24 protein-coding genes and 1 pseudogene are annotated in these 26,398 nt (G+C 73.0%); 19 read left to right on the top strand and 6 right to left on the bottom strand.

The features are described from left to right. Window positions 1–3 precede the first annotated feature (3 nt). The 4 genes from AC6EI4_RS02060 to AC6EI4_RS02045 are packed head-to-tail and all read left to right on the top strand — an operon-like array spanning window position 4 to window position 4,154. The gene (locus AC6EI4_RS02060; protein WP_498450420.1) at window positions 4–2,322 is read left to right on the top strand and encodes an ABC transporter permease subunit; all 2,319 of its coding nucleotides are present in this window, start codon (window positions 4–6) and stop codon (window positions 2,320–2,322) included. Continuing rightward, complete coding sequence (locus tag AC6EI4_RS02055; protein WP_498450419.1) at window positions 2,309–3,058, top strand: ABC transporter ATP-binding protein; 750 nt, start codon at window positions 2,309–2,311, stop codon at window positions 3,056–3,058. The genes AC6EI4_RS02060 and AC6EI4_RS02055 overlap by 14 nt, the downstream gene beginning before the upstream one ends. Beyond that, window positions 3,055–3,798, top strand: coding sequence for an ABC transporter ATP-binding protein (locus tag AC6EI4_RS02050; protein WP_498420169.1), 744 nt, complete (start codon window positions 3,055–3,057; stop codon window positions 3,796–3,798). The genes AC6EI4_RS02055 and AC6EI4_RS02050 overlap by 4 nt, the downstream gene beginning before the upstream one ends. Before the next feature lie 2 nt (window positions 3,799–3,800). Beyond that, window positions 3,801–4,154 (top strand): hypothetical protein, encoded by a 354-nt coding sequence (locus tag AC6EI4_RS02045; RefSeq protein WP_498450418.1) that lies wholly within the window; start codon window positions 3,801–3,803, stop codon window positions 4,152–4,154. Between the two features lie 6 nt (window positions 4,155–4,160). Here AC6EI4_RS02045 and AC6EI4_RS02040 read toward each other — a convergent pair whose 3' ends face one another. Continuing rightward, entirely contained in the window at window positions 4,161–4,787 is a 627-nt protein-coding gene (locus AC6EI4_RS02040) for a DedA family protein (RefSeq protein WP_498450417.1), read from the bottom strand. A gap of 211 nt (window positions 4,788–4,998) precedes the next feature. On the opposite strand from AC6EI4_RS02040, the pseudogene AC6EI4_RS02035 reads away from it, so the two are divergent. Both AC6EI4_RS02035 and AC6EI4_RS02030 read left to right on the top strand, forming a co-directional pair. After that, window positions 4,999–6,256: pseudogene (locus tag AC6EI4_RS02035) on the top strand (NADH:flavin oxidoreductase). Continuing rightward, window positions 6,257–7,060, top strand: a complete 804-nt coding sequence (locus tag AC6EI4_RS02030; RefSeq protein WP_498450416.1) for a hypothetical protein — start codon at window positions 6,257–6,259, stop codon at window positions 7,058–7,060. Between the two features lie 160 nt (window positions 7,061–7,220). On the opposite strand, the gene AC6EI4_RS02025 is transcribed toward AC6EI4_RS02030, so the two are convergent. Further along, a complete protein-coding gene (locus AC6EI4_RS02025) occupies window positions 7,221–8,810 on the bottom strand; it encodes an AMP-binding protein (RefSeq protein ID WP_498450415.1) in 1,590 nt (529 codons plus the stop codon). After that, window positions 8,807–9,421, bottom strand: a complete 615-nt coding sequence (locus AC6EI4_RS02020; RefSeq protein WP_498450414.1) for a TetR/AcrR family transcriptional regulator — start codon at window positions 9,419–9,421, stop codon at window positions 8,807–8,809. The genes AC6EI4_RS02025 and AC6EI4_RS02020 overlap by 4 nt, the downstream gene beginning before the upstream one ends. A gap of 126 nt (window positions 9,422–9,547) precedes the next feature. Between AC6EI4_RS02020 and AC6EI4_RS02015 the strand changes: the two genes are divergently transcribed. From AC6EI4_RS02015 to AC6EI4_RS01960, 12 genes are all read left to right on the top strand, one after another. Then, window positions 9,548–10,714: an acyl-CoA dehydrogenase family protein gene (locus AC6EI4_RS02015; protein WP_498420180.1), complete on the top strand. Its 1,167-nt coding sequence runs from the start codon at window positions 9,548–9,550 to the stop codon at window positions 10,712–10,714. Further along, window positions 10,711–11,727, top strand: coding sequence for a bifunctional MaoC family dehydratase N-terminal/OB-fold nucleic acid binding domain-containing protein (locus tag AC6EI4_RS02010; RefSeq protein ID WP_498450413.1), 1,017 nt, complete (start codon window positions 10,711–10,713; stop codon window positions 11,725–11,727). The genes AC6EI4_RS02015 and AC6EI4_RS02010 overlap by 4 nt, the downstream gene beginning before the upstream one ends. Beyond that, entirely contained in the window at window positions 11,727–12,845 is a 1,119-nt protein-coding gene (locus AC6EI4_RS02005; RefSeq protein ID WP_498450412.1) for an acyl-CoA dehydrogenase family protein, read from the top strand. The genes AC6EI4_RS02010 and AC6EI4_RS02005 overlap by 1 nt, the downstream gene beginning before the upstream one ends. After that, complete coding sequence (locus AC6EI4_RS02000; protein WP_498450411.1) at window positions 12,842–13,303, top strand: MaoC family dehydratase; 462 nt, start codon at window positions 12,842–12,844, stop codon at window positions 13,301–13,303. The genes AC6EI4_RS02005 and AC6EI4_RS02000 overlap by 4 nt, the downstream gene beginning before the upstream one ends. A gap of 2 nt (window positions 13,304–13,305) precedes the next feature. Continuing rightward, window positions 13,306–14,478 (top strand): lipid-transfer protein, encoded by a 1,173-nt coding sequence (locus AC6EI4_RS01995; protein ID WP_498420619.1) that lies wholly within the window; start codon window positions 13,306–13,308, stop codon window positions 14,476–14,478. After that, window positions 14,475–15,326: a MaoC/PaaZ C-terminal domain-containing protein gene (locus AC6EI4_RS01990; RefSeq protein WP_498450410.1), complete on the top strand. Its 852-nt coding sequence runs from the start codon at window positions 14,475–14,477 to the stop codon at window positions 15,324–15,326. The genes AC6EI4_RS01995 and AC6EI4_RS01990 overlap by 4 nt, the downstream gene beginning before the upstream one ends. Window positions 15,327–15,352: 26 nt before the next feature. Continuing rightward, window positions 15,353–16,120: an IclR family transcriptional regulator gene (locus AC6EI4_RS01985; protein ID WP_498420188.1), complete on the top strand. Its 768-nt coding sequence runs from the start codon at window positions 15,353–15,355 to the stop codon at window positions 16,118–16,120. Between the two features lie 129 nt (window positions 16,121–16,249). Next, the gene (locus AC6EI4_RS01980) at window positions 16,250–17,143 is read left to right on the top strand and encodes a 2-keto-4-pentenoate hydratase (protein WP_498420190.1); all 894 of its coding nucleotides are present in this window, start codon (window positions 16,250–16,252) and stop codon (window positions 17,141–17,143) included. Further along, window positions 17,140–18,111, top strand: a complete 972-nt coding sequence (locus AC6EI4_RS01975; RefSeq protein ID WP_498450409.1) for an acetaldehyde dehydrogenase (acetylating) — start codon at window positions 17,140–17,142, stop codon at window positions 18,109–18,111. The genes AC6EI4_RS01980 and AC6EI4_RS01975 overlap by 4 nt, the downstream gene beginning before the upstream one ends. Next, on the top strand, window positions 18,108–19,133 hold the full coding sequence (dmpG, locus tag AC6EI4_RS01970) for a 4-hydroxy-2-oxovalerate aldolase (RefSeq protein ID WP_498420193.1): 1,026 nt from the start codon (window positions 18,108–18,110) through the stop codon (window positions 19,131–19,133). Before AC6EI4_RS01975 ends, dmpG begins: the two co-directional genes overlap by 4 nt. 177 nt (window positions 19,134–19,310) lie before the next feature. Beyond that, window positions 19,311–19,781 carry an SRPBCC family protein gene (locus AC6EI4_RS01965; RefSeq protein ID WP_498420195.1) on the top strand — a complete coding sequence of 157 codons (471 nt, stop codon included), beginning with the start codon at window positions 19,311–19,313 and terminating at the stop codon, window positions 19,779–19,781. Window positions 19,782–20,015: 234 nt separating this feature from the next. Further along, window positions 20,016–21,374: a S1C family serine protease gene (locus AC6EI4_RS01960; protein WP_498450408.1), complete on the top strand. Its 1,359-nt coding sequence runs from the start codon at window positions 20,016–20,018 to the stop codon at window positions 21,372–21,374. A gap of 446 nt (window positions 21,375–21,820) precedes the next feature. Here AC6EI4_RS01960 and AC6EI4_RS01955 read toward each other — a convergent pair whose 3' ends face one another. Genes AC6EI4_RS01955 through AC6EI4_RS01945 form a run of 3 tightly spaced genes read right to left on the bottom strand, consistent with a single transcriptional unit; the run spans window position 21,821 to window position 25,671 of the window. Further along, window positions 21,821–22,666: a phosphatase PAP2 family protein gene (locus AC6EI4_RS01955; RefSeq protein WP_498450407.1), complete on the bottom strand. Its 846-nt coding sequence runs from the start codon at window positions 22,664–22,666 to the stop codon at window positions 21,821–21,823. A 22-nt stretch (window positions 22,667–22,688) separates the two neighbouring features. After that, complete coding sequence (locus tag AC6EI4_RS01950; RefSeq protein ID WP_498420201.1) at window positions 22,689–25,025, bottom strand: MMPL family transporter; 2,337 nt, start codon at window positions 25,023–25,025, stop codon at window positions 22,689–22,691. 55 nt (window positions 25,026–25,080) lie between these two features. Next, complete coding sequence (locus AC6EI4_RS01945) at window positions 25,081–25,671, bottom strand: TetR/AcrR family transcriptional regulator (protein WP_498450406.1); 591 nt, start codon at window positions 25,669–25,671, stop codon at window positions 25,081–25,083. A gap of 124 nt (window positions 25,672–25,795) precedes the next feature. Between AC6EI4_RS01945 and AC6EI4_RS01940 the strand changes: the two genes are divergently transcribed. Next, window positions 25,796–26,386, top strand: coding sequence for a nitroreductase family protein (locus AC6EI4_RS01940; protein WP_498450405.1), 591 nt, complete (start codon window positions 25,796–25,798; stop codon window positions 26,384–26,386). Window positions 26,387–26,398 lie beyond the last annotated feature (12 nt).

Here is a 26,398-nt window from a genome sequence, read left to right as displayed (position 1 = left end):
GGCATGACCACCTTCCTGACGTTCACGGTCCTGGGGCTGGTGCTGGGCTCGGTCTACGCCATCGCGGCCTCCGGGCTGGTGCTGACCTACAACACCTCCGGGATCTTCAACTTCGCGCACGGCGCGCAGGCCATGATCGGGGCGTTCCTGTTCTGGCAGCTGCACTACGGCTGGCAGCTGCCCACCCTGGTCTCGGTGCTGATCGTGCTGGGGCTGGTCGGGCCGCTGATGGGCTTCGCCCTGCACTGGGTGATCATGCGGGGGCTGCGCGACACCGCCGAGGTCACCAAGATCGTGGTCACGGTGGCCGTGCTGCTCGGCTTCGTCTCGCTGTCGCACTGGTTCTGGTCGCCCGACGAGGCCCGGGTGGTGGAGATGTTCTTCGGGCCCACCGCCGAGATCCGGTTGGGCGAGGTGGTGGTCAGCTACCACGAGATCCTGTGCCTGGTGGCCGCCGTGGTGATCGCGTTCGGTCTGCGGCTGCTCTTCACCCGCTCGCGGGTCGGCGTGGTGATGCGGGGGGTGGTCGACGACCCCGACCTGCTGCGGCTCAACGGCCACGATCCCGAGCGGGTCGCCGCCCTCTCCTGGGCGCTGGGGTCCACCCTCGCCGTGCTGGCCGGGATCCTGATCACCCCGGTCGGGGGCGGCGCGCTCTCGGCCGACGCGCTGACCGTGCTGGTCATCGACGCCTTCGCGGCCGCGATGTTCGGCCGGCTGCGCAGCATCCCGCGCACGTTCGCCGGCGCGATGGTGCTCGGGCTGAGCGCGACGTACCTGGTCGCCTACGCCCCGACCGACCCGTGGGTGAACAACCTGCGTGTGGCGCTGCCGATGATCGTGCTGTTCGTGGTGCTGGTCGTGCTGCCCCAGGACCGGCTGCGCACCGCCGCGGTCCGCACCCGGGAGCGCTACCGCGCGCCGTCGGTGCGCCAGGCCGCCCGCTGGGGGCTGGTGCTGGTGCTCGCCGTGCTCGCCCTGCGCCAGCTGATCGACTCCTCCTCGGTCGGCGGCCTGCTCACAGGTCTGGCCTTCGCGGTGATCGCGCTGTCCCTGACCCTGCTCACCGGCTATGCCGGCGAGATCAACCTGGCGCCGGTCTCGCTGGGCGCCGTGGCCACCATCGTCGCCTTCCACCTCGGCCTCTCCGGTGAGGGGCTCGAGACCCGGATGTCGATCGGTGGCCTGGTCCTCGGCGTCCTCGCGGCCACCGTGGTCGGCGCCCTGGTGGCGCTGCCCGCCCTGCGGCTGCGCGGCCTCTACCTGGCCCTCGCCACGATGGCCTTCGGCGTCTTCGTCTCCACGATGGTGCTGCGCGACACCACCGAGCACGAGTTGTTCGGGCAGACGTTCACGGTGTTCCCCGGCGGGGTGCTGGTGGTGCCGGCGCTCGAGGTGGGCCCGCTCGACCTGGCCGACCAGGACGTGGCGCTGGTCGTCTACGCGGTGGTGTTCTCGGCGCTCGCGGTGGGCGTGGTGGCGCTGCGCAACAGCGGGTACGGGCGCCGGCTGGCCGCGATGAAGGACAGCCCGGTCGCGGCGGCGATGCTCGGCCAGCGACTGGTGTGGCTCAAGCTCAGCGTCTTCAGCATCTCCTCGGCGATCGCCGGTCTCGGCGGGCTGATGATGGCGATGGCGCTGAGCACCGTCTCGGCCGACACGTTCCTGATCACGATCAGCCTGTCGGTGGTGATGCTCACCGTGGTGGGTGGGATCGGCTACGTCAGCGGCGCCCTCTTCGGTGGCCTGATGGCGGGGATCGGGTTCACCCTCACCGGCGGCGCGTTCAACGACCTCTCGATCAGCCACCCCCACTACGCCGAGACGTTCTCCCTGCTCTCGCACCTGGTCACGGTCGGCATCGCGCTGGTCGGGATCGGGGTGGCGAGGAACCCCTCCGGCCTCGTCCACGACATCTTCGCCGGCTACCGGCGCGTCCGGGCGGCCCGCCCGGTGCTGTACGGCGCGCTGGGCGTCCAGGTGGTCCTCTACGCGCTGGCCTATGCGGGCGCGCTCAACACCTGGCTGTTCTCGACGCTGAGCCTGGCGCTCTGGCTGGGCTACCCGGCGCTGGCGGAGCGGATCATGCCCGGCGCGGTGCTCACGCCCGCCGAGCTGGGGGCCCGTCACCCGACCCCGCCGGAGCTGGTGGGCCTCGACGCCCCCTACCCCGACGACCTGGCCGAGTCGCTGGACCGCGCCCTCGGGCTGCCGACGCACTCCCTCGTCGGCGCCCGGGCCGGCCTCGACCCGCACTCGGCGCCACCCGGGCGGCACGCCGCCGACCCCACCCGCGAGGAGACCCGCCATGCCCCCGTCTGAGCCCCCCGCCCTGCTCAGCACGGAGGGGATCAGCGTCCGCTTCGGCGGCAACACCGCCGTCGACGACGTCAGCCTCACCCTCGCTGCCGGCACCGTCACCGGGCTGATCGGCCCCAACGGGGCCGGCAAGACCACGCTGTTCAACACGATGACCGGGATGCAGCGCCCGGCCGCGGGACGGGTCCTGCTCGAGGGCCGCGACGTCACCGGGCTCTCCCCGGGCCGGCGGGCCCGGATGGGGGTGGCGCGCACCTTCCAGCGCCTGGAGCTGTTCCTGTCCCTCTCGGTGCGCGACAACGTCCGGGTCGCCGGCGACATCGTCCGCTCCAGCCACCGCCGGCGCATCGACGTCGACGCCGAGACCGAGCGGGTGCTGGAGCTCACCGGGCTCAGCGACATCGCCGACCTCGACGTCTCCGACATCGCGACCGGGCGGGCGCGCGTCGTGGAGGTCGCCCGAGCGCTGATGACCGGCCCGCGGCTGCTGCTGCTCGACGAGCCGGCCTCGGGCCAGACCGAGCAGGAGACCGCGGCGTTCGAGGCGATGCTGCGCGGGCTCGCCGCCGACGGTCTGGCGATCTGCCTGGTCGAGCACGACCTCCCGCTGGTGATGAGCCTGTGCACGAGCATCCACGTCCTCGACCAGGGACGTCTCATCGCCTCCGGCACGCCCGCCGAGGTGCAGGCCTCGCCCGCCGTGATCGAGGCCTACATCGGAGCGGAGGCGGTGGCATGAGCGTGTCCGCGCCGAGCCCGGTGGGCGCCGCCGAGCCGGAGGCTGAGCCGGTGCTCGAGCTGGTCGGCGTCCGCGCGTCGTACGGCGCGATCGAGGTGCTGCACGGGGTGGACCTGAGCGTCGGCGCCGGCCGCGTGGTGGCGCTCCTGGGCCCCAACGGCGGCGGCAAGACCACCACGATGAGGGTCTGCGCCGGGTTGATCGCCCCCACCGGCGGGGAGCTGCGGGTGGCCGGTCGGCGGCTCAACGGGATCAGCGCCGACCAGGCCGCGCGGGTCGGGATCTGCGCGATCCCCGAGGGCCGCGGCGTCTTCCCCAACCTGACCGTGCGCGAGAACCTCTGGCTGGCCACCGGCACCGGAGCCGGCCGCCGGCAGATCGAGGAGGCCGCGTTCGCCCGCTTCCCGCGTCTGGGCGACCGGAGCAACCAGCTGGCCGGCTCGATGTCGGGCGGCGAGCAGCAGATGCTCGCGCTGTCGCGGGCGCTGGGCACCGACCCGGTGGTGCTGCTGCTCGACGAGCTGTCCATGGGCCTGGCGCCGATGGTGGTCTCGCAGATGTACGAGACGGTGGCCGCGCTGGCCGAGGAGGGGATCTCGATCCTCGTCGCCGAGCAGTTCGCGCGTGTCGTCCTCCCTCTCGCCGACACCGCGGCGCTGATGATCGGCGGCCGGGTCGTGAAGGTCGGCGCACCCGCCGAGATCGAGCACGAACTCTCCACCACCTACCTGGGAGGCTGACCATGCTCACCGACGAGCGCCGCACCGAGTTCCACGACGACGTGTCCCGGCTCAAGCTGAGGTCCGACGGCTCCAGGTCGGACCGGCCGCTGCGGGTGCTGGGCGTCCTGCTGATGGTCGGCGGGGTGGTCGGCGCGTTCGTCGCCTACCAGGCCTCCCTGTCCCAGGACGACACCCGCGACATCAGCTCCGGCATCATCCTGGCGCTCTGCTGCCTGGCGCTCAGCGTCACGGGCGCGGCGCTGTACGTCGGCGCGGCCGTCGCGGCGGTGCTGCGGCTGTGGCTGCTGCGCCAGCTGGTGGAGGGCGAGGACCGCACCGAGCGGCTGATCACCGCGCTGCGCGAGCGCGGCTGACCCGGCTCACTCGGGGGCCTCGTGGTGGGGGTGGTGGCGTCGTCGCCACCGACGGACCACGAACCACCCGACGGCGAGGGCGAGCAGCACGTAGACGACGTTGGAGATGTCGCCCAGGTACCCCTCGACCAGGTGCCAGCGCGCGCCCAGCTCGTAGCCGGCCGAGATCAGCACCGCGTTCCACAGCAGGCTGCCGGCCGTGGTGTAGCCGACGAACTGCGGCCAGGGCATCCGGTTCACGCCGGCGGGGATCGAGATGAGGCTGCGCACCCCGGGGACCAGCCGACCGAGGAAGACCGCGGAGCGCCCGTGCCGGTCGAACCAGTCGATCGAGCGGTGGATGTCGCGGGCGTGCAGCAGGGGGATCCGCTCGGCGATCGCGCCGAGCCGCTGTGCGCCCAGCACCGCGCCGGCGTAGTAGAGCACGAGCGCCCCGATCAGCGAGCCCGCGGTCGCCCACAGGATCGCGGCGAGCAGGCTGTAGTGCCCCAGGCTCGCGGTGTACCCGGCCAGCGGCAGCACCGCCTCGGAGGGGACCGGCGGGAAGACCGTCTCCACGGCGGTCGCGAGGCCCACGCCCGGGGCGCCGATCGTGCGCATCACCCAGACCAGCCAGTCCAGGATCCCGTTCACCAGCGCCTCCCGGGCCGGCAGAGCTCACCCGGTGCGGGTGGCTGGCGACGTGTGCTCCCTGCGGCGGGTGGTCGGGGGCGCATGCTCTCCTCAGTGTGCGGTCGAGTCAGTGTGTGCGGTCGAGACGATCTCGGGCGATGGTGACATTGCCGCCCAACCGCGGTACCCCGGCGCCGGCCTGCGGTGGCGTGATCCCCGGCACGGCAGGCGAATGTCCCCTAGGGTCGGGCGCGTGACCTCGACGCCCGACGCATCCGCGCTGCCCGACGTACTGGCTCCGGCCCGGCTCGGCCCGCTCACCCTGCGCAACCGGGTGATCAAGGCGGCGACGTACGAGGGGCTGAGCCACCAGGGCCTGGTCACCCAGGACCTCGTGGACTTCCACGTCGGGTACGCCGCGGGCGGGGTCGCGATGACCACCGTGGCCTACTGCGCGGTGGCCCCCGAGGGGCGCACGGATCGCCACCAGCTGCTCTGGAACGACGAGTCCGCGCCTGGGATGCGCCGGCTGACCGACGCCGCACGCGCACGGCGCCGCCGTCTCGGCGCAGATCGGCCACGCCGGGCCGGTCGCCGGGGCGAAGGCGAACCGGCTGCCGGCGATCGCGCCCAGCCGGCAGATGTCGCTGGTCACCCAGAGCATCACCCGCGCGGCCACCGTCGCCGACATCGAGCGGGTGGTCGAGGCGCACGCGGAGGCGGCGCGCCGGGCCATCGAGGTGGGCTTCGACGCGGTCGAGGTGCACCTGGGCCACAACTATCTCCCGAGCTCGTTCCTGAGCCCGGCGCTCAACAAGCGCACCGACGCCTACGGGGGATCGCTGGAGAACCGGGCGAGGTTCCCGCGCGCGATCCTGCGCGCCGTGCGCGACGCGGTCGGGGACCGGGTCGCGATCATCGCCAAGATGAACATGGACGACGGGTACCCCGGCGGCTTCTGGCTCGACGAGGCGATCCCGGTGGCGCAGTGGATCGAGGCCGACGGCAGCGTCGACGCCCTGGAGATGACCGCCGGGTCGTCGCTGAAGAACCCGATGTACCTGTTCAAGGGCGAGGCGCCGCTGGAGGAGTTCGCGGCGGTGATGCCGCAGCCGGTGCGCTTCGGCGTCAAGCTGATCGGCAAGTCGCTGATCAAGGCCTACCCCTACCGCGACGCCTACCTGCTCGAGGACGCCCGCCAGATCCGCGACGCCGTGGACCTGCCGATGATCCTGCTCGGCGGGATCACCGACAAGGCGGCGATGGACCTGGCGATGGCCGAGGGCTTCCAGTTCGTCGCGATGGCCCGCGCGCTGCTGCGCGAGCCCGACCTGGTCAACAAGATCCAGCGCGACCCGGCGACCCCGTCGCTGTGCATCCACTGCAACAAGTGCATGCCGACGAACTTCACCGGCACCCGCTGCGTGCTCGTCGACCGCGACACCACCCGCAGCGCCACCTGGGGCAAGCCGGAAGGGTACGTCTCCTAGATGTCCGTCCTCGACCGCTCCACCCGGGTCTTCCTGTCCTTCCCCGAGGTGACCGACCCGGGGCGCCACCGCGACTACAACGCCTGGCACCAGCTCGACCACCGCCCCGAGAACCTCGCGCTGCCCGGCGTCCTGCACGGCGAGCGCTGGGTCCGCACGCCGCAGTGCCGCGAGGCGTCGGGGGCCGACCTCGCGCCGACCCTCTCGGCCGCGCAGTACCTCGCGATGTACTGGTTCCGCGAGCCCGCCGCGGCGAGCATCGCGCAGTGGTCCGACCTCGGTGACACCACCCTGCAGCAGGGGCGCCGCCCCGAGCTCGCCTGGACGCAGCGCCGGCTGACCGGGATGTTCCGCCCGGTGCAGGGCTGGGTCGACCCGGCGATCGGCATCTCGGTGTCCGCGCTGCCGTTCCGCCCGGTGCGCGGCGTGCTGGCCGAGGTGCACCGCGTCGAGGAGCCCGGCTCGGCCGACGCCGAGCGGGCCTTCGCCCACCTGCACACGGTGCGGGTGCCGTCGGTCGTCGCGCTGCCCGGCGTCGTCGGCGCCTGGACCTTCGCCAGCCGTCAGGTCTCGGTGGCCCCGCGGGACGGCGACGACGCCGCGGCGCTCGCCGGCGTCCGGGACCCCGGCCGGCTCCGGGTCACGCTGTACTACTGCGAGGCCGACCCGGTGGACGTCGCCGGCCGGCTGGACCGGCTGGTCGCGGCCGACCCCGACCGGCCCGGGCTCACGGCGCTGCTGCGCTCGCCGTACCGCACGATCACGCCGTGGGAGTGGGACTGGTTCGAGGCGCCGGGCTCATGAGGCGGTTTCCCCGGCCGACCGGGGAACGCTGATGTTGTCGGCCGAAGCTTCGCCCGACAACATCAGTGGTTGACAGCGCGCACTACCTCAGTAGCCCCAGGAGCGCTCGCTGGTCCCGCTGGCCTCGGCGCTCTGGTCCCCCGTTCGACCGCCGGGCCGCTCAGCGGTAGGTCAGCGTGCTGCCGACGCGCTCGAAGACCGCTTCACCGCTCGCGGTGCCCTGCAGCGCGCGCTTGAGGAGCTTGTTGGAGGCGGTGCGCGGCATCTCCTCGACCACCCGCACGTAGCGCGGGGGCCACTTGGTGCCGAGGTCGGGCTGGGCCTGCAGGAACGCCCCGAACGCGTCGGGGTCGAAGACGGCGCCCGGGGTCATCTCGACGACGGCGAGGACCTGGTCGCCGACCGTCTCGTCGGGTACGGCGAGCACCGCCACGGCCGCGAACCCGGGGAAGCGGCCCAGCAGCCGCTCGATGGGCGCGGCGGCGAGGTTCTCGCCGTCCACGCGCAGCCAGTCGCCGTTGCGCCCGGCGAAGTAGAACCAGCCCTCGTCGTCGCGGTAGGCCTGGTCGCCCGACCAGATCCAGCCACCGCGGGTGCGGCTGGCCTCGGCCTCGGGGTTCCGCCAGTAGCCCTCGAACAGCGCTACGCCGACGGTGTTGACGATCTCCCCGGTCGCCTCCTCGCCGTTGAGCAGGCGCCCCGACCCGTCGAAGCGCGCCCGCGGGCACTCCACCCCGGTCGCGGGGTCGACCACGATGGTGCCCTCCGGCGCCCGGCCCAGCGAGCCCGGCGGCGTCCCGGGCGCCCGCTGGATGGCGATCTCGCCCTCGCTGGAGCCGAACGAGTCGATCACCCGGCAGCCGAAGCGCCGGGAGAACTCCGCGATGTCACGCTCGCTGGCCTCGTTGCCGAAGCAGATGCGCAGGGTGTTGTCGGCGTCGTCGGGGCGCTCGGGCTGGGCGAGCACGTAGTTGAGCGGCTTGCCGACGTAGTTGAAGAACGTCACCCCGTGCCGGCGCACGTCGGGCAGGAACCCGGAGGCGGAGAACCGGCGCCGCAGCACCAGCGTGCCGCCGGTGCACACCGCCGGCGCGACGCCGGCCATGATCGCGTTGGAGTGGAACATCGGCATCACCACGTAGAACACGTCGTCGCCGGTGAGCTCGCGGCGCTCGACCTGCTGGCGCGCGATCCGGCCCATCCGCGCCTGCGTGCAGATCACCGCCTTGGGGGCCGAGGTGGTGCCCGAGGTGAAGATCAGCGACAGGATCGTCTCCGGCGCCACCTCCTGGGTGGCCAACGGGGTGGCCCCCGCGAGCGCCCGGTCGTACGACGCGGCGCCGACGCGCAGCACCCGCGGGTCGTCCAGCCCCGGCCCCAGGTCGACGCCGTCGAGCAGCGGAGCCCGCGCGTCGTCGACGACCAGCAGCTGGCACTCGGTGAAGGTCACGTCGCGCGCCAGCTCGGCGCCACGGCGGGTCGGGTTCAGCCCGACCACGCTCATCCCCGACAGCGCGGCGCCCAGCCACCAGAAGAGGTGCTCGGGGGTGTTCTCCAGGAACAGCCCGACGTGCCACGGCTCGCCCTCGCGGCGCAGCGACGCGGCCAGGCCGGCGCGCAGCCGGGCCTCGGCGACGACCTCGCGCCAGGTCCAGCTGCGGTCCTCGAAGTGCAGCGCGACGGAGTCGTCCTCGCCGCGCGCCTCGACCAGCGCACCGAAGGTGGTGGCGGGGGAGGTGGTCTGGGTCATCGGGTGCCTCCGGGCAGCAGTCGGTGTACGGCGTCGTCGAGCAGCGCGGTGACCTCGTCGACGGGGCGGCCCGCGGCCACGCCGATCATCGCGCCGAGGAACAGGGTGCTGAGGATCCGGGCGGCCGCCTCGAGGTCCGCGTCGGAGTGGCCGGCGGTGTCGCCGGCGCGCAGGGTGTCGCCGATCCAGGTGGCCCGCTCGGGGCCGAAGCCGACCTGGGTGTCGGACTCCAGCAGGGCCGGGGCGCTGGCGACGTAGGCGCGGTAGAGCGCCTGGTAGAGCAGCGGCTTTTCGGCGGCCTCGCGCATGATCCGGGCGAAGACCGCGCTCAGCCGGTCCGCCGGCGAGTCGCCGCGCGGGCGGCGCTGGCGCACCCCCTCGGCGGAGCGCTGGCCGAGCGCCATCAGCGCCTCGGTGAGGATCTGGTCCTTGGAGCTGACGTGCTGGTAGGCGGTCGGCACCGAGACCCCCGCGCGGGCCGCCACCGGCCGGATCGCCACCGCGTCGTACCCGCCCTCGCTGGCCAGCTCGATGGCGGCGGCGATGAGCTTGTCGCGGGTGGCCGCCCGGGCAGGGGAGAGCACGTGGTGCACGACGCGGGGACCTTCCATGCCGGACAGCCTACCGGCGCCATAGACGGATGGATAGACGCGTGGTTAACATGTGTCTACTAGCGCCGCTGGACGAGCCACTCCGCCCGTCGCGCGCCCCGCCGTACCTCGGAACAGGAGCCACCCGTGGACCTTCGTGAGACACCGGAGCAGCAGGCGCTGCGCAAGGAGCTGCGCGCCTACTTCGCCGCCCTGCTGCCCGACGACGAGCGGCGCGAGGTCGGCGAGCAGGGCGCCGGCGGCCCGCGCTTCCGCGAGGTCGTCAAGATGCTCGGTCGCGACGGCTGGCTGGGCGTCGGCTGGCCGACCGAGTACGGCGGGCGCGGGCTGACCGCCGAGGAGCAGTTCATCTTCTACGACGAGGTGCAGCGCGCCGGCGTGCCGTTCCCGCTGGTCACCATCAACACCGTCGGTCCGACGCTGATGGCGTTCGGCACCGAGGAGCAGAAGGCCAAGTACCTGCCCGGCATGCTCACCGGCGACATCGTCTTCGCGATCGGCTACACCGAGCCCGACGCCGGCACCGACCTGGCGTCGCTGTCGACCCGTGCGGTGCGCGACGAGTCGACCGGCGAGTTCGTGGTCGACGGCAACAAGATCTTCACCACCGGCGGCAACACCGCCGACTACGTCTGGCTCGCCTGCCGCACCGACCCCGAGGCCCCCAAGCACAAGGGCATCTCGATCCTGATCGTGCCGTGCGAGGACCCCGGCTACACCTGGAGCCCGATCAAGGCCGTCGGCGGGATGAGCGTCACCGCGACCTACTACTCCGGCATCCGGGTGCCCGCCGACGAGGTCGTCGGCGAGGTGAACGGCGGCTGGGGGCTGATCACCGCCCAGCTCAACCACGAGCGGGTCGCGCTGGCCGCGCTCGGCGGCCGGATGATCCAGCTCTGGGAGACCGTCCTGGCCTGGGCCAAGGACAACGGCACCATCGAGCAGCCCTGGGTGCAGGCGGAGATGGCGCGCACCTACGCCAAGCTCGAGGCGATGCGGCTGATGAACTGGAAGATGACCGCGGAGGTCAAGGAGGGCACGCTCACCGGCGCCACCGCCGGCGCCGCCAAGACCTACGGCACCGAGACCCACATCGACGTCCAGCGCACGCTCACTCAGGTGCTCGGCGCGGCCGGCCGGATCCGGCCGGGCTCCCCGGCGGCGGTGCTGCACGGCCAGGTCGAGCAGCTCTCCCGCCAGGGCATCGTCAACACCTTCGGTGGCGGCGTCAACGAGGTGCTGCGCGACATGATCGCCACCCAGGGGCTCAAGATGCCGCGGGGCAAGCGGTGAGCGCCGCCGAGACCGCCGCGACCGACACGTCGTACGACGAGCGGCTGATGGCCTTCGTCGGGCGCCGGCTCAGCGAGGCCAAGCCCGCCCAGGACCCGGTCAACGTGGCGATGATCCGGCACTGGGTGGAGGCGATGGAGCTCTCCAGCCCGGTCCACCTCGACGCGGACGCCGCCCGAGCCACCGGCCGTGACAGCGTCGTCGCACCCGCCTCGATGGCCCAGGCCTGGGTGATGCGCGGGTACGCCGCGACCGTGCGGCCCAACGCCGCCGCGGGCGCCTTCGGCGAGCTCGTGGACCTGCTCGCCGAGGGCGGCTACACCTCGGTGGTGGCCACCGACTCCGACTTCGAGTTCGTCCGCGAGCTCGTGCCCGGCGACCACGTCAGCTCCGACGAGATCGTCGAGGCGATCTCGCCGGAGAAGACCACCGGCCTGGGCACCGGCCGCTTCGTCACCACGCTGAAGACCTACCGCGACGCCGACGGCGAGGTGGTCGCCACCCAGCGCTGGCGCACGCTGCGCTTCAAGCCGAAGGCGGCCGCCGCGGCCCCCGCCCCGTCCGAGGAGGAGGCGCCGCGAGCGCTGCGCCCGCGGCCCGCGGTCAACCTCGACAACCAGTTCTGGTTCGACGCGGCCAAGGAGCACCGCCTGGTCATCCAGCGCTGCGCCTCGTGCCAGACGCTGCGCCACCCACCCGGCCCGGGCTGCCCGCACTGCGGCTCCTTCGAGTGGGACACCGTCGAGGCCTGCGGCGCGGCGACCCTCTACAGCTGGGTGGTGGCCCACCACCCCAAGCACCCGGCCTTCGACTACCCGCAGCTGATCGCGGTCGTCGAGCTCGCCGAGGGCACCCGGCTGATCACGAACCTCGTCGAGTGCACCGCCGACGACCTCGAGATCGGCATGGCGCTCGAGCTGCAGTGGCTCGACGCCGACCCCGAGCTGACCCTGCCGGTCTTCCGTCCCGCCACCGCGGGCGCGAGCGCCCCGGCCGACCCCCAGGAGCACTGATGGACTTCCACCTCGACGAGGATCTGCAGGCCGTCCAGGGACTGGCCCGCGAGGTCTTCACCGACAAGGCCACCACCGACCGGGTCCGCGCGGTCGAGACCACCGAGAGCCGCATCGACGAGACGCTGTGGGCCGACCTGGCCACCACCGGCCTGCTCGGGATCGCGCTGCCCGAGGAGCACGGCGGCGCCGGCCTCGGTCCGGCCGCGCTCGCGGTCGTGCTCGAGGAGCAGGGCCGCTGCGTGGCCCCGGTCCCGCTGTGGACCGCCGCGCTCGGTGCTCTGGCGATCGCCGAGCACGGCACCGACGCCCAGCGCGCCGCGCTGCTGCCCGGGGCCGCCGAGGGCTCGCTGCGGATCACGCTGGCGCTGGAGGAGTACGACGGCGCCTCCCCGGCCGCCCCGCGCGCCACCGCCACCCGCGCCGGCGACGGCTGGACGCTCACCGGCGTCAAGGCGGTCGTGCCCTCCCCGCAGGGCGCCAGCCACGTGCTGGTCGCCGCCGCCACCGCCGCCGGGCCCGGCCTCTTCCTGGTCGAGGCCGGCGCTGCCGGGCTGGGCTGGGAGCTGGCCGCGGTCACCAGCCACGACCTGGCCGGCGAGCTCACCCTGGACGCGGTCGCCGCCGAGCCGGTCGGCGAGCCCGGCGGGCCGGCGCTCACCGCGCTGCTGCGCCAGGCCCAGGTCGCGCTCGCCGCGATCCAGGTCGGCGTCGCCTCCGGCGCGCTCGCGCTGGCCGCGTCGTACCTGGCCGAGCGTGAGCAGTTCGGCCGCCCGCTGGGCACCTTCCAGGCGCTGCAGCACCAGCTCGCCGACTGCTGGATCGACATCGACGCGATGCGGGTCACCGTGTGGCAGGCGCTCAGCGACCTCGAGGACGACCCGGCCGGGACCGCCGCCGCGCGCTCGGCGCTGGTCGCGGCCTGGTGGTGCGACCAGGGCGGTCTCGACGTGGTGCACCGCGTGCAGCACGTGCACGGCGGCATCGGCGTCGACGTCGACTACCCCGTGCACCGCTTCTTCCTGTGGGGCAAGCAGCTCTCCTCGACCCTCGGCGGGTCGGCCGCCACCCTCGCCGAGCTCGGCGGCGTCCTGGCCACCCAGGAGGTCCGCTCATGAGTGCGACCTCCCTGGCCCCCACCCGGACCCCCGCGCAGGTCGCCGTCGGCGACACCCTGCCCGAGCTGGCGATCCCGATCACCCGCACCCTGATCGTGGCCACCGCGATGGCCAGCCGCGACTACCAGGACGTCCACCACGACCCGGCCCTGGCCCAGGAGCGCGGCTCGAAGGACATCTTCATGAACATCCTGACCAGCAACGGCCTCACCGAGCGCTACGTCGCCGAGTGGGCCGGGCCGGCCGCGGTCGTGAAGCGGATCAAGATCCGCCTCGGCGCGCCCAACTACCCCGGCGACACGATGACCTTCACCGGCTCGGTCTCCGCGGTCGACGGCAACCGGGTCGAGGTCGCCGTGCGCGGCGACAACGCGCTCGGCACGCACGTCGGCGGCACCGTCGTCGTCGAGCTGCCCGCGGCCGACGCCCGGGTCGAGACCGCGGGAGGCGCCTCGTGAGCATGCCCATCTCCGGCGCCACCGCGATCGCGGGCATCGGCGCCACCGAGTTCTCCAAGGCCTCCGGGCGCAGCGAGCTGCAGCTGGGCTGCGAGGCCGTGCAGGCGGCGCTGGACGACGCCGGCATCGCGCCCTCGGAGGTGGACGGGATGATCACGTTCACCGCCGAGTCCAGCTCGGAGAACCACATCGCCCGCAACGTCGGCATCGGCGACCTGAGCTGGTTCTCCCGGGTCGGGCACGGCGGGGGAGCCGCCTGCGGCACGGTGGCCCAGGCCGCGGCCGCGATCCACAGCGGGCTGGCCGAGGTCGTCGTGTGCTGGCGCTCCTTCAACGAGCGCTCCGGTGAGCGCTACGGGCTGGGTCAGGCCAACCGGCCGATGGACACCAACGCCGATCGCGCGGCGTACTCCTGGATGACGCCGTTCGGGCTCTCCACCCCGGCGCAGTGGGTGGCGATGTTCGCGCGCCGCTACATGCACGAGTACGGCGCGACGTCGCAGGACTTCGGCCGGGTCGCGGTGGTCGACCGCAAGCACGCCGCGACCAACCCCAAGGCGTGGTTCCACGGCCGCCCGATCACGCTCGAGGAGCACCAGGCCTCGCGCTGGATCGCCGAGCCGCTGCACCTGCTCGACTGCTGCCAGGAGACCGACGGCGGACAGGCGATCGTGGTCGTCTCCGCCGAGCGGGCGCGCGACCTGGCGCACACGCCGGTGCTGGTCCACGCCGCGGCCCAGGGGCAGGCGAAGGACCAGCACATGATGACGTCCTACTACCGCCCGACGATCTCCGGGCTGCCCGAGCTCGGCGTGGTCGCCCAGCAGCTGTGGCGCCAGAGCGGGCTCACCGCGCAGGACATGGACGCCGGCATCATCTACGACCACTTCACCCCGTTCGTGCTGCCGCAGCTCGAGGAGCTCGGCTTCTGCGGACGCGGCGAGGCCCGCGACTTCATCGCCGACGGCCACCTCGAGCTGGACGGGTCGCTGCCGTTCAACACCCACGGCGGCCAGCTGGGCGAGGCCTACCTGCACGGCATGAACGGGATCGCCGAGGCGGTCCGGCTGGTGCGCGGCGAGTCGGTGAACCAGCCCGGCAGCGTGGACAACGTGGTGGTCACCGCCGGCACCGGCGTCCCGACCAGCGGCCTCGTGCTCGGGAGCGACCGATGAGCAGCGCGCAGTCCGACAGCACCGATCCGACGACGAGCCTGGGAGGGCAGATGGAGAACGCCGGCGACTGGGTCGGGAAGGTCCTCGGCGAGCGGACCGTGGCCTACGACGAGCGCGACGCGATCCTCTACGCGCTGGCCGTCGGCGCGCCCGCCGACGACCTCGACCTGGTCTTCGAGGAGCGGCTGCGGGTGCTGCCCACGTTCGCGCTGACGCTGGCGCAGTGGGCGCCCGACGCGCTCGGCTCCGCGGGCGCCTTCGACACCTCCACCGCGGTGCACGGCTCCCAGCGCCTGGAGGTGCTGCGCGAGCTGCCGCGCTCGGGTGAGGTGACGATGCGCGCCTCGGTCGCCGCGGTCTGGGACAAGGGCTCGGCGGCGATCTTCGAGGTGGCCGTGGAGAGCGACTACTCGGTGGCGACCTGGGCGATCTTCGCGCCCGGCTGCGGCGGCTTCGGCGGCGACCGGGGCCCCTCGGCCCCGGCGGCTGCCGAGGGCGAGGCGACCTCGCGCCTGGAGGTGGCCACCGCGCCGAACCAGGCCGCGCTCTACCGGCTGCTCGGCGACCGGCACCACATGCACGTCGACCCGGCGGCCGCGCAGGCCGCCGGGCAGCCGCGGCCGTTCCTGCACGGGCTCGCCACGCTCGCCAGCGTCACCGTTCCGCTGGCCCGGGCCGCCGGCGCGCACCCGGCCGACCTGGTCGCCCTGGACGGGCGCTTCGGGGCGCCGGTCTTCCCCGGCGACACCCTCGCGGTGGACGCCTGGGTGAGCGGCTCCTCGGTCCGCTTCGAGGCGCTCGCCGACGGCCGCCCGGCGCTGCGCGGGGCCCGGGCGGAGTTCGGCTGAGCGACGCCGCCGCCCAGCGAGACCGGGTGCCCGCGCTGAACCCCGACAGCGTGCTGGCCAAGGTGCTCAAGGTGCTGCACGCGTTCACCGCCGAGGACACCGGCGTCACCCTCGCCGAGCTGGGCCGGCGCACCGGGCTGGCGAAGGGCACCCTGCACCGCGTCGCCACCGACCTGGTCGCCGGTGGCCTGCTCGACCGGGACGGGCAGCACTACCGGCTCTCCGGGCAGCTGTTCGCCCTCGGCATGCGCGCCTCGGTGGAGCGCGGGCTGCTCGAGGTGGCCACGCCGTTCCTCGAGGACCTCTACGAGCGCACCCACGAGACCGTGCACCTGGGGCTGCGCGAGGACACCGAGGTCGTGTACGTCGCCAAGGTCGGCGGTCACCAGCAGGTCAAGGCGCCCTCGCGGCTGGGCGGGCGGATGCCGCTGCACGCCACCGCGATCGGCAAGGCGCTGCTGGCCCACGCCCCCGGGGAGGTGCGCGCGCGGGTGCTCACCGGGCCGTTGACGCGCCACGCCCCGCGCACCATCGTCGCGCCCGGCATCCTGGCCCAGCAGCTGGCGGCGGTCCTGGAGACCGGGGTGGCCTTCGAGTTCGAGGAGTCCTCGGTGGGGCTGGCGTGCGTGGCCGCGCCGGTGCTCGACAGTGCCGACCGGGTGGTGGCCGCGGTCAGCGTGACCGGCCCGGTCACCCGGTTCTCCCCGCAGCGCCACGCCGCCTCGGTGCACGCGGCGGCCGCCGGCATCGCGGCCACCCTGGCGCGCCGCGACGCGCTGCGTCGTACCGACTGAGCGGCGCCGCGCACCGGGCGGGGCGTTCCACTCACCGGAACCTACGGCTGTCCGGGGGGCGGGTGATGGCACAGGCTGGGGAGCACCGACCCAGCGCGCCGCGTCGCGCCCCCGACCCGGAAAGACCCGATGACCACCACCCCCGCAGAACCGGCCGGCCCGCAGGCGCCCGCCGGGTCGCCCAGCCCCGAGGCGATCAAGACCGCCGCCGACCGGCTGATCGCCGCCCTGGAGAACCGCGCGCCCTGCGCCCCGGTCCGCGAGCTGATCGGCGCCGACGACGTGGCGGCCGCCTACCGTGTCCAGGAGCAGCTGACCGCGGCGCGCCTGGCCGGCGGCGCGCGCATCGTCGGGCGCAAGATCGGCGCCACCTCCGAGGCGGTGCAGACCCAGCTCGGCGTCGACCAGCCGGACTTCGGCGTGCTGTTCGACGACATGGACTGCACCGCCGACGGCGAGGTCCCGATGCACCGGCTGCTGCAGCCGAAGGTCGAGGCCGAGGTCGCGTTCGTGCTGTCGGCCGACCTCGCCGACGGCCCGCTCGACGTGGCCCAGGTCCGCGGCGCGGTCGAGTACGCCGTGGCGGCGCTCGAGATCGTCGACTCCCGGATCGGGGACTGGAACATCTCCTTCGGCGACACCGTCGCCGACAACGCCTCCAGCGGCCTGTACGTCCTCGGCACCGAGCGCCGGACGCTGGCGGAGGTCGATCCGGTCGAGGTCGAGATGTCGATGAGCATCGACGGCGAGGTGGTCTCCACCGGCAACGGCGCCGCCTGCCTCGGCGACCCCCTCAACGCGCTGTCCTGGCTGGCCCGGATGGCGCGCGAGCACGGCGAGCCGCTGCGCGCCGGCCAGGTCATCCTCTCCGGCGCGCTCGGCCCGATGCGTCTGGTCGAGCCCGGCTCCGTCGTCACCGCCGAGATCAGCGGCCTGGGCAGCGTCACCGCCCGCTTCAGCGCCGACGAGCCCACCGAGTCCACGTCCAGCACCCCGCACCCCACCCAGGAGCACCCGTCATGAGCGAGCCCACCCAGCAGCCGTCCGGGAAGACGAAGGTCGCCATCATCGGCTCCGGCAACATCGGCACCGACCTGATGATCAAGGTCATGCGGCTCTCGAAGAACCTCGAGATGGGCGCGATGGTCGGCATCGACCCCGACTCCGACGGCCTGGCCCGCGCGGCCCGGTTCAAGGTGCCGACCACCCACGAGGGCGTGGACGGGCTGATGGCGATGGAGGGCTTCGACGACATCGAGATCGTCTTCGACGCCACCTCCGCCAAGGCCCACGTGGCCAACGCCGCCAAGCTCCAGCCGCTCGGCAAGCGGATGATCGACCTGACCCCGGCGGCCATCGGCCCGTTCGTGGTGCCGGCGGTCAACATCGAGGAGCACCTCGACGCCCCCAACGCCAACATGGTCACCTGCGGCGGCCAGGCCACGATCCCGATCGTCGCGGCCGTCTCGCGCGTCGTACCCGTCGCCTACGCCGAGATCGTCGCCTCGATCGCCTCGAAGTCCGCCGGCCCCGGCACCCGCGCCAACATCGACGAGTTCACCGAGACCACCTCGCACGCGATCGAGAAGGTCGGCGGCGCCGAGCGCGGCAAGGCGGTGATCATCCTCAACCCGGCCGAGCCGCCGCTGATCATGCGCGACACGGTGTTCTGCCTGGTCGCGGCGCCCGAGGAGTCGGTGCACGCGGAGATCCGCGCCTCGGTGGAGAAGATGGTCGCCGACGTCGCGGCCTACGTGCCCGGCTACCGGCTCAAGCAGCAGGTGCAGATCACCGAGATCCCCGAGGACCAGCCGGTGCACACGCTGTTCAAGGACGGCACCAGCACCCGCCCGACCCACCAGGTGTCGGTCTTCCTCGAGGTGGAGGGCGCCGCCCACTACCTCCCGGCCTACGCCGGCAACCTCGACATCATGACCTCCGCGGCGCTCCAGATGGCCGAGCGGATCGCCCAGAAGGGGGCCACCCGATGACCACGAAGCTCTTCATCCAGGACGTCACCCTGCGCGACGGCATGCACGCCGTGCGCCACCGGATCACCCCCGAGAACGTCGGCAGGATCGTCGCCGCGCTCGACGCGGCCGGGGTGGACGCGATCGAGGTAGCCCACGGCGACGGCCTCGCCGGCGGCTCGGTCAACTACGGTCCCGGCTCGCACACCGACTGGGAGTGGATCGAGGCGGCCGCGGCCCACATCGACAAGGCGCGGCTGACCACGCTGCTGCTGCCCGGCGTGGGCACCATCGAGGAGCTCAAGCACGCCTACAGCCTGGGCGTGCGCTCGGTGCGGGTGGCCACCCACTGCACGGAGGCCGACGTCTCCGCCCAGCACATCGCCACCGCCCGCGAGATCGGCATGGACGTCGCCGGCTTCCTGATGATGAGCCACATGGCCCCCGCCGACGAGCTCGCCAAGCAGGCCAAGCTGATGGAGTCCTACGGCGCGCACTGCGTCTACGTCACCGACTCCGGCGGCCGGCTCACCATGAACGGCGTCGCCGATCGGGTGCGCGCCTACCGCGACGTCCTCGACGCCGGCACCGAGATCGGCATCCACGCCCACGAGAACCTCTCGCTGTCGGTGGCCAACTCCGTGGTCGCGGTGGAGAACGGCGTGACCCGCGTCGACGCCTCCCTGGCCGGTCACGGCGCGGGCGCCGGCAACTGCCCGATCGAGGCGTTCATCGCGGTCGCCGACATCTACGAGTGGGACCACCGCTGCGACGTGTTCGCGCTGCAGGACGCCGCCGACGACATCGTGCGCCCGCTGCAGGACCGTCCGGTCCGGGTGGACCGGGAGACCCTGACGCTGGGCTACGCCGGGGTGTACTCGAGCTTCCTGCGCCACGCCGAGGCGGCCTCGCAGCGCTACGGCATCGACGTCCGCTCGATCCTGATGGAGGCCGGCCGGCGCCGGCTCGTCGGCGGCCAGGAGGACATGATCGTCGACATCGCCCTCAACATGGTCGCCGAGCGCGACGGCAAGGCCAGCTGAGCGTCGTACCCGGCCCCTGGGCCTGCGCACGGGCGCTCACCGGATCTCGGTGAGCGCCCGTTCGCCACGCGCGGCAGCGGCGGCGGCTCGGCTACGGTCGGCGTGGACCAGCCTCGACGGAAGGGACAGCGAGCCGATGTGCGCTCCCAGGACGCGACCGGGCACCGGAGCGCGACGATGAACCGCTTCCGCACCTCGACGGAGTCCCAGGCGGTCGTCCCGGCCTCGCGCGAGCGGATCTGGGAGGTGCTGGTCGATCCGGTCCTGCTCACCCGGTTCACGCCGTTCCTGGCCCGCATCGAGGTCGACGGTGACCACTGGCGCTGGGAGATGAGCAAGCTGCCGGTGCTCGGGATCAGCGTCGCGCCGGCGTTCACCGAGCGGATGACCTTCGACGAGCTGCGCCGCATCGACTACGTCCACGAGCCGCCGCCCGGCGCGACCGAGCACGCGGGGGTCAACGGCTGGTACGACATGAGGGACGTGGACGGGGGCACGCACCTCGCGATCAGCGTCGGCATCGAGGTCGAGCTCCCGCTCGCCCGGGTGGCGGCCCCGGCGGTGCAGGTCGCGATGAAGGGCGTGGTGCTGACGATGGGGCACCAGTTCTCCGCCAACCTGCGCCGGCACCTGGGCCTGGAGGCCTGAGGCCGGGGCCCGTCGAGGCCCGTCGAGGCTCACAGGGGATCCACAGGTCGCTCCCATCTGGGTGCGAGGTTGCGGCGGTCTCCTAGAGGCATGAACAGAGAACCCGCCCCGAGGCCGCAGGCGGCTCCCGGTTCTACGGAGAGCCGACCCGCGGCGAACCAGCCCCAGTCCCCCTACCCCTACCCCTACCCGCAGCAGTCCGCGACCGGCCAGCCTCCGGCCGGTCAGCCTCCGATGAGCCAGACTCCGGCCGGTCAGCCTCCGGTGGGCCAGGCCCCCGGCAGCCAGCCGCCGGGCAACCAGCCGCCGGGCGGCCAGCCGCCGGCCGGTCAGTTCCCGTTCGGCCAGCCGGCTCAGCCCTACCCCGCCGGGTCGCCGGCGCGGTCGAACCGCAAGCCGATGATCCTCAGCGGCCTGGCCGGTGCCGTGGCCGGCGCCGTCCTCGCCGCCGGCATCGCCGTACCGGTGACGATGGCGGCCGCCGACAGCGACGCCCCGTCCGGCCCGATGCAGGGCGACACGATGCCCGGCTCCGGCTCGGACTCCCAGCCCGGCTTCGGCTTCGGCGCGCCCGACGGGGGCTCCGACGGTGGCTCCGACGGCGACTCCGACGGCGGGTCCGGTTTCGGATTCGGATCCCCGGACGGCGGCTCCGGCTTCGGTGACCACTCCCACGGATCCGCCAGGCCCTCCGGCGTCGAGCCCACCGACGAGCAGTCGCGCGGCGTCGTACTGGTCGAGTCGGTGATGCAGGGCGGCTCCGGTGCCGGCACCGGCATGGTCCTCGAATCCGACGGGCTGGTGCTGACCAACTACCACGTGGTCGAGGACTCCACCCAGGTCCGGGTGACGGTCGCCGACGACGGCAAGACCTACGACGCCGACGTGGTCGGCGCCGACGAGGAGGCCGACGTCGCCGTCCTGCAGCTCGAGGACGCCTCGGACCTGGACACCGTCACCCTCGACGACGACGGTGACGCCGAGGTGGGCGCCAGCGTGACGGCGGTGGGCAACGCGCAGGGCCAGGGCTACCTCTCCGCGATGCCCGGCTCGGTGACCGCGCTGAACCAGGACATCACCACCTCCCAGGGCCTCGAGTTCGGCGCGTCCGGCGCCGACCTGACCGGCCTGGTGCAGACCGATGCCGCGGTCGTGTCGGGCTACTCCGGTGGCCCGATGCTCGACGAGGAGGGCGAGGTCGTCGCCGTCACCACGGCGGCCGCGAGCGATGCGTCGCAGAGCTTCGCGGTGCCGATCGACAAGGCCCTCGAGATCGTCGAGCAGGTCGAGGACGGCGACCAGAGCGGAACGGTGCGGATCGGTCCCGGGGCGTTCCTCGGGATCGGGGCCCAGTCCGCGCGCAACGGGGTCGTCGTCGCCGAGGTCGAGCAGGACGGTCCCGCCGCCGAGGCCGGGCTGGTCGCCGGTGACACGATCACGGCGCTGGACCAGACCTCCGTGCGCTCGATGAGCGACCTGACCCGCGCGCTGTCGACCTTCGAGCCCGGCGACGAGGTCGAGCTGAGCTGGACGACCGCGGCCGGCGCGACCCGCTCCGCCACCGTGACGCTCGGCGAGAGCCCCGTCAACTGATCCTGTCCCCTCCACTACCGACAACCTGCACTGAGCCCGGTCCCCGTGACCGGGCTCAGTGCATTCCGCTCGCCCTCCTCGATGCCGGGACCCTGCGCGCCGTGATCGGGCTGTACTGCCGGATCGTCACCGTCACCACACGCTCGAGGACCGGACGAACTGTTCCGCACCTGCGCCGCGCCGAGCCGGCGGTGGAGCCGGTGCTGGAGCGGCTCGAGTCCGAGCACGTGGTGATCCACGCGCTGCATGGACCGGTGGACCGGGCCCCGGTGGCCCTGGCCGGCGACGTACGGGGGACCCGGCCGCGCCGGAGGGCCTGCCGCTGGCAGGTCGACGTGCCCACCGACGCCCTGTTCAGCCACCTCGCCTACAAGGAGCGCGAGCCGCTGCATCCCCTGGCCCGGCCCGCCATCACCCGACGGCCCGCCCGCGCCCGGCATCAGGGGCTAGGAGGTGCGCCGATTGGTCAGAGACGGCAGGTCTTCAGCGGTTTTCGTCGCCGTTTGGTCCCCAACGGCGGCTCCGGCGGCCGCTCCGGCTCCGCCCCGCCCCACCCGCATCGCCCGCAGCGCACCCACGACGATCGCACAGCCCACGACGGCGTCGAGCCAGTAGTGGTTGGCGGTGACCACGACGACGGCCAGGGTGAGCGTGGGGTGCAGGGCCCACAGCCAGCGCCACCGGGTGCGGCCGGCGCTGATCAGCACGACCGCGACCAGCAGCGCCCAGCCGACGTGGAAGCTCGGCATCGCGGCGTACTCGTTGGACAGGCTGGACAGGATCGGGGCGGCGTAGACGGAGTCGCCGCCCTGCAGCGCGGTGTCGACCATGCCGAGCTCGGTGAGCAGACGAGGCGGCGTCACCGGCATCACCATGTGGATGACCATCCCGACCCCGGTCGCGGCGATCAGCGAGCGCTTGGCCCAGTGGTAGGTGTCGCGGCGGCACAGGAACAGCCACAGCAGCACCCCGAAGGCGACCGGGAAGTGCGCGGCCGCGTAGTAGCGGTTGGCGGCCTCGATGAGCCACTCGTGGTCGATGACCTGAGCCTGGATCCACGCCTCGGAGGGCAGCGGGAGCCACTCCTGGACGCGCAGGATCCAGCGTGCGTTCTCGTCGGCGCGAGCCACGTCCTGGGCGGCCAGGATGCGCCCGAGGTTGTAGACGGCGAAGGCCAGCAGCAGCTGGCCGAGCTCGGTGACCAGCGAGCGGACCGAGGCCCCGGCGACCCGCAGGTCACCGAGGCGCGACATGACCCCGAGCGACGGGGAGCTCGCATCGTTCGGGGTCATGTCGCGGGTGGGGCCTTCCGCCTCAGGCGTCGACGAGCGAGTCGTCGCTGGAGTGCAGGTCCTTCATGTGCGGGCGCTCGAGCTTCTCACCCTCGACGTCCACCTCGGGAAGGATCCGGTCCAGCCACTTCGGCAGCCACCAGGCCTTCTCGCCGAGCAGGTACATCAGCGCCGGGATCAGCGCCATCCGGACCACGAAGGCGTCGAAGAACACCGCGATCGCGAGGGCGAAGCCCATCGACTTGATGATCGGCTCGTCGATCAGGATGAACGCCGCGAACACGGCCATCATGATGACCGCGGCGGCCGAGACCACCCGGGCGCTGTTGCGGAAGCCGTCGACCACGGCGTGGTCGGTGGTGGCGCCGTGCACGTGCGCCTCCCGCATCCGGGTCACCAGGAAGACCTGGTAGTCCATGGCGAGACCGAAGACGAGCCCGATCAGGAAGATCGGCATGAAGCTGACGATCGGCTGACCCTCGAACCACCCGAACGCGCCCTCCTGGAAGACCGCGACGGTGGCGCCCAGCGTGGCGAGCACGGAGAGCAGGAACCCGAACGTCGCGGTGAGCGGCACCAGGATCGAGCGGAACACCAGGATCAGCAGGATGAAGGCCAGCCCGATGACCACGGCGAGGTAGATCGGCAGCGCGTCGGAGAGCCGGTCGGAGACGTCGGTGGTGATCGCGGTCAGCCCGGTCACACCCATGGTGGTGCCGGTCTCCTCCTCGATCTGCTCCTGGCCGTCGCGCAGGTCCACGAGCAGGTCGTGCGTCTCGGGGTCGTCGCCGCCGAACTCGGGGGTGATCATGATCTGCGCGCCGGTCGCGGGGCCGGCGGGCCGGCCCTGGGCGTCGGTCTCCGCGTTGGTCATCACCATCTGGGCGTTCGCGACGCCCTCCTGGCCCGAGGCCCACTCGGTGACGGCGCCGAAGGCGGCCATCCGCTCCTGGTCGTCGTCGATGTCGCGCCCGTCCACGACGAGCAGCATGGGGGCGTCACGGCCCGGGCCGAACGACTCCGCGATCAGGTCGGAGGCCTGGCGCTGGGTCTTCTCCGGCGACGCGGTGCTGTCGGTCGGGAAGGCCAGGTGCAGGTCCTTGAGCGGGATCGCGAGGGCGCCCAGGGCGACGATGGCCAGCACGGCCACCACGAGCGGAGCGCGGCGCACCAGGCGCGCCCAGCGCACGCCGTTGTTCAGCAGGCGGCCGTCGGCCTCGCGCTTGGGGTGCATCGTGTGCACGCGGGCGCCGAACGCCTTGGTCTTGAGCATGCCCAGGATGGCCGGCAGCAGGGTCAGCGCGACGAGGACCGCGACCAGCACGGTGGCAGCGGCGGCGAAGCCCATCGAGGTGAGGAAGGGGATCCGGACGACGGCGAGCGCCGCCAGCGCGATCAGCACCGTCAGGCCGGCGAAGACGACGGCCGATCCGGCCGTGCCGACGGCGACGCCGGTGGCCTCCTCCCGGTCGTCGGTGTGGTCGAGCTCGTTGCGGTAGCGGGCCAGGATGAACAGGGCGTAGTCGATGCCGACCGCGAGGCCGATCATCGTGGCGAGCATCGGGGTGGTCGAGCCGATGTCGGTGAACGCCGTCATGCCGGTGATGCCGGCGATGCCGATGCCGACGCCGATCAGTGCGGTGACCACGGGGAGTCCGGCGGCGACCAGCGACCCGAAGGTCAGGATCAGGATCAGCACGGCGACCGCGATGCCGATGAGCTCGGACTTGGCGCTGACCTCGAGCATGGCGGTGCTGCCCGAGCCGTTGGCCTCGACGGTCAGGCCGTCGGTGCTGGCCTCGTCGATGGTCTCCATCAGCGCCTCGATGGTCTCCGGCTTGACGTCGGTGACGGTCTCCACGTCGAAGTCCCAGGTGATGGTGCCGACCCGGCCGTCCTTCGACAGCGGGGAGAGCGCCTCGGCGTTCGCCTTCGCCACGTCCTCGGGAGTGCCGGCCGCCATCGAGGCCTCGACCAGCTGCTTCTGCTGCGCCGCGGCGGCGTCGACCGGGTTGGCCAACGGGGTCTCGGGCATCTGCGGCAGCTCGGCGAGGTCGGCGATCAGGGCGTCGACGGCCTCGCGGTTCTCCGGGTCGGCCAGCTTCTCGCCCTCGGGGGCCGCGACCACCACCTTCACGCTGGCCTGGTCGAAGGCGTCCTGCGCGCCCGGGAAGAGCTCAGCCTGGAGGTCGGCGGCCTTCTCCGAGGGGATCCCGGGGATCGAGAACGCGTCGGACATGGGCTTGGACATGGTGGCCGCGAAGGTGCCGACCGCGATCAGAGCGATCAGCCAGGCGGCGAGGAAGATCGGCCACCGCCGGTAGGCGGTCTTGCCGAGTCGGTAGAGCAGGGTTGCCATTGGGGAGGTCTCCTGGTGGGCGTGGGCGGTGCCCGGGTGGGGCGTGGGAGGAAGATCAGGCGAGCAGTTGTCGGGCGGTGTTGAGGACGTGGTCGTAGGCCTCGCCGAGATCGTGCTGGTCGGGGTCGGTCAGGAAGATCTCCAGGGCCGAGTCGAACAGGCAGGCGATCAGGCGGACGGCGATCTGGGCGCGCCGGGCGTCGAAGGCGGCACCCTCGCGCCGGCGGATCTCCTCGACGACCTGGCCGCTGAGCGCCAAGAACCGGTCATGGGCGGCGGCCAGCAGTCGGGGCGAGGCGAGCAGGATGCTCCGAGCCCGGGCGACGTCCTCGCGGCTGAGCTCCTGGTCACTGAGCAGGTCCACGCACAGGTCGCGCAGATCGCCGACCAGGTCGCTGCCCGCGCCCCGCGCCCGGAAGCGCTCGGCGGCCTCGGCGGAGAGCACCGGGGCGAGGCCGAGCACGGCGTCGAGCTTGCTGGGGTAGTAGTTGAACAGCGTCCGCCGCGACACCCCGGCGGCCTCACTGAGGTTCTCCATCGTGAAGCCGTCGAGGCCGTGCTGCTCGGTGAGCTTCTGGGCGCAGACCGCGATGCGGTGCCTGGTCGCCTCGCGGCGATCGGCCCGGGAGGTTGCACTTTCGGTCACGCAGTGCAGTTTTGCACTCTCTGTCAAAAGTGCAGCGCCGGCGTCGTGTGATCCTGCTCCCAACCGCCCCGCCCAGCCTCTGGACTTGGCCCGCCGGCCCACCCGGACTGCTGATACTGGGCCCATGTCCGAACCCGCACTGACCCCCCTGCTCAGCGAGCGCTGGAGCCCGAGCATCTTCGACCCGGGCCACGTGCTGGCCGACGAGGACCTGGAGACCCTGCTCACCGCGGCGCGCTGGGCGCCGAGCGCCGGCAACTCCCAGCCCTGGGCGTTCGTGGTGGCTCGGCGCGGCACCAAGGCCCACGACGTCGTCGTGGAGGCGCTCAGCCGCGGCAACCTGGGCTGGGTGCCGCGGGCCTCGGCGGTGCTGGTCAACCTCGCCCAGACCGCGGCCGACCCGGACGGCAACGGTCCCGCCTTCACCGGCTTCGCGGCGTACGACCTGGGTCAGGCGGTCGCCCACCTGAGCCTGCAGGCCGCCGCGATGGGGCTGCACACCCACCAGTTCGCGGGCTTCGACCACGATCTCGTGGCGCAGCGCCTCGAGGTGCCCGCGCACTTCACGGTGACCACGTGCGTCGCGATCGGCCGGCACGGCGACCCGGCGACGGCGGACGAGGCGCTGCGCGAGCGCGAGGCCAAGCTCCGCGGTCGCAAGCCGCTCGAGGAGTTCGTGTACGGCGGGACCTGGGGCTCCGCCTGGCGCGGCTGACCCCGGCGCGCG

The organism is Nocardioides sp. Z43_10, assembly GCF_059766615.1.
Note: the sequence above shows the minus strand (reverse complement) of the source record. Positions and strands in the feature narration are given on the sequence as shown.